This is a genomic window from Streptomyces sp. NRRL S-495 (assembly GCF_000966955.1).
Lineage (GTDB): Bacteria > Actinomycetota > Actinomycetes > Streptomycetales > Streptomycetaceae > Kitasatospora > Kitasatospora purpeofusca.
In genome coordinates this window covers 1-2,369 of sequence record NZ_JZWY01000426.1, presented here as the reverse complement: position 1 = coordinate 2,369, position 2,369 = coordinate 1, and the positions used below count along the sequence as shown (strand labels likewise).

Genomic DNA, 2,369 nt, shown 5'->3' with positions numbered 1-2,369 from the left:
GCGCGGTGCGCCTCCTCGCGCAGGTCCTTGGCCTCCTCCTCGGCGAGGCGCAGGATCTTCTCGACCCGGGCACCGAGACCGGCGTACGACGGCTCCGCCTCGGCGACCGCCGCCTGGGCGGTCTGGGTCTCCAGGTGGAGCTCCTCGATGCGCTTCTCGAGTGCGCTGATCCGGGTCAAGGCACTGTCACGGTCGGCCACCAGCTTGGTGATCCGCTCGTCGACCTGGGCACGCTCGTACCCACGGCGCACCAGGTCGAAGCCGTGAGGGGAGTGACTGTCGCTCATGGGGTTCTGGGCTTCCTGTCGTCAAACCGCTGAGGTGGTTGAGGGAATCCTGACACGGTACCGGAGTGTCGGCGGCGAAACGCCGTTGTCCCGCGGACAATGTCCGCTCAATCGGGTGGTGCGCTCTTGGAGCGATTGCCACCCGATCGGGGAGAGCCAATTCCGGCACCGGCCTTGGCACCCCCGTCCTTCTTGGTACTTCCCCCGTTTGCCTGTGCGACCGGTGACGGTGCCTCGAAGGCCTCCAGCGCGGACAGCACGTCCTGCACCCTGGAGATCTCGGTGTTGATGTCCTTGCGCCGGCGCACCAGTTCGTCCAGCTCGCGCCGGCCCTCGTCGGTGACCCGCTGCGCCTCGGCCCTGGCCTCGGCGAGCAGCCGCTCGGCCTCCGCCCGGGCGAGTTCGATCTGCTCGTCCGCGGTCCGGTCGGCGGCCCGCAGCCGCTTCTCGGCCTCGGCGGCGGCCGACTCCAGCCGCTCCTCCGCCTCGTCCTGGGCGGACTTCAGCTTGGCCTCGGCCTTGACGATCAGGGCCTCGGCGCGGTCGGTGGAGCTGGCGAGCTTGGTCTCGGCCTCCTTCAGCAGGCCCTCGGCCTTGCGGACGGCGGACAGCCGGACCTTGCTGGCCTCGCTCGACGCCTCCGAGGTCAGCTCGTTGGCGCGGTCCTCGGCACCCGCGACCAGCGCCGCCGCCCGGTCCTCGGCCTCGGCGACGGTGGCGACCGCCTGCTCCTCGGCCTCGGTCAGCTGGTCCTGGGCGGCCGTCACCAGGGCGTCCACCCGCTCGCCGGCCGACTTCATGGCCTGCGCGTTCTCCTTGCGGGCGCGCTCGTGCAGGGCCTCGACCTCGGCGTCGGTGCGCTCGCGCAGCTCCTCGGCGCGCTCGCGGATCGCGGTGGCGTCCCGGCGGGCCTCGGAGAGCAGCGCGTCGGCGTCCGAGCGGCCCTTCTCGACGGCCTCCTGCCCGGTGGCCTCGCCGGCCGCGACCAGCCGGTCGGCCTCCTTGCGGGCGGCGGCGACCATCGCGTCGGCCTGCTCCTCGGCGGCGGCGGTGGTGGCCAGCGCGGTGGTGCGGGCGTCCTCGCCGAGCGACTCGGCGTCCGCGAAGGCCTTCTCCAGTACGGACTTGGCGTGCTCGCGGGTGGACTTGTCGAACTGCTCGGCGGCCTCGCGGGTGTCCGCGTCGTAGGCGTCGGCGCGGGCGTGGGTGTCGGCGTCGTAGTCGTCGGCGAGGGTGCGGGTGGCGAGCGCGTACTCCTCGGCCTCGGCCCGCAGCGCGGCGGCGAACTCCTCCGCCTCGGCGATGCCGGCGGCGGCCCGGTCCTCGCCGGCGGCCACCGTCCGGGCGGCCAGCTCCTCGGCCTCGGCGCGCTGCCGCTCGGCGGCCTCCTGGGCGGCCCGCAGCGTGTCCTCGGCCTCGGCGCGCAGCTGCTCGTCCCAGGCCAGGGCCTCGGCCCGGTGCCGGGCCAGCTCGGCCTCGGCGGCCTCGCGCTCGGCGGCCAGTTCCAGCTCGGTCTGCTCGCGCAGCGCGGTCGTCTCGGCGTCGGTGCGGGCCCGCAGGTCGGCGGTCTCCCGCTCGGCGGTCGCGCGCAGCTCCGCCACCTCGTGCTCGACCGTGTCGCGCAGCTCGGCGGTCTCGCGGTCGGCCAGTGCCCGCAGTTCGGTGGTCTCCCGGTCGGCGGTGTCGCGCAGTTCGGCGGCGGCCCGCTCGGCCTGCTCGCGCAGCTCCGCGGACTCCCGCTCGGCGGTGGCCCGGAGTTCGGCGATCTGCTGCGAGGCGGTCTCGTGCAGCCCGGCCACCGACTGGCGGACCTCGGCGGCCTCCTCCTCGGCGGCCTCGACCAGTGCGGCGGCCTCGGTCCTGGCCTCGGCGACCAGCTCCTCGCCGTCGCGCCGGGCCTGCTCCAGCTCCTCGCCGGCCTCGGCCCGGATCGTCGCGGCCGTGGCCCGGGCCTCGGACAGCTCGCGGCCGGCCTCGGCGCGGACCGTCGCGGCCTGCTCGTCGGCGAGCGTCCGCTCGGCCTCGGCCCGCTCGCGCAGCTCCGCCGCGGCGGCCTCGGCCTCGGCCCGGAGGCGGGCGGTC

Annotated in this window: 2 pseudogenes; both read right to left on the bottom strand. The window is 75.5% G+C overall.

The annotated features are described in order from the left end of the window. Nucleotides 1–287 (bottom strand): annotated as a pseudogene (locus tag VR45_RS22425) (cellulose-binding protein); the annotation flags it as partial. Between the two features lie 107 nt (nucleotides 288–394). Continuing rightward, nucleotides 395–2,369: pseudogene (locus VR45_RS22420) on the bottom strand (hypothetical protein); the annotation flags it as partial.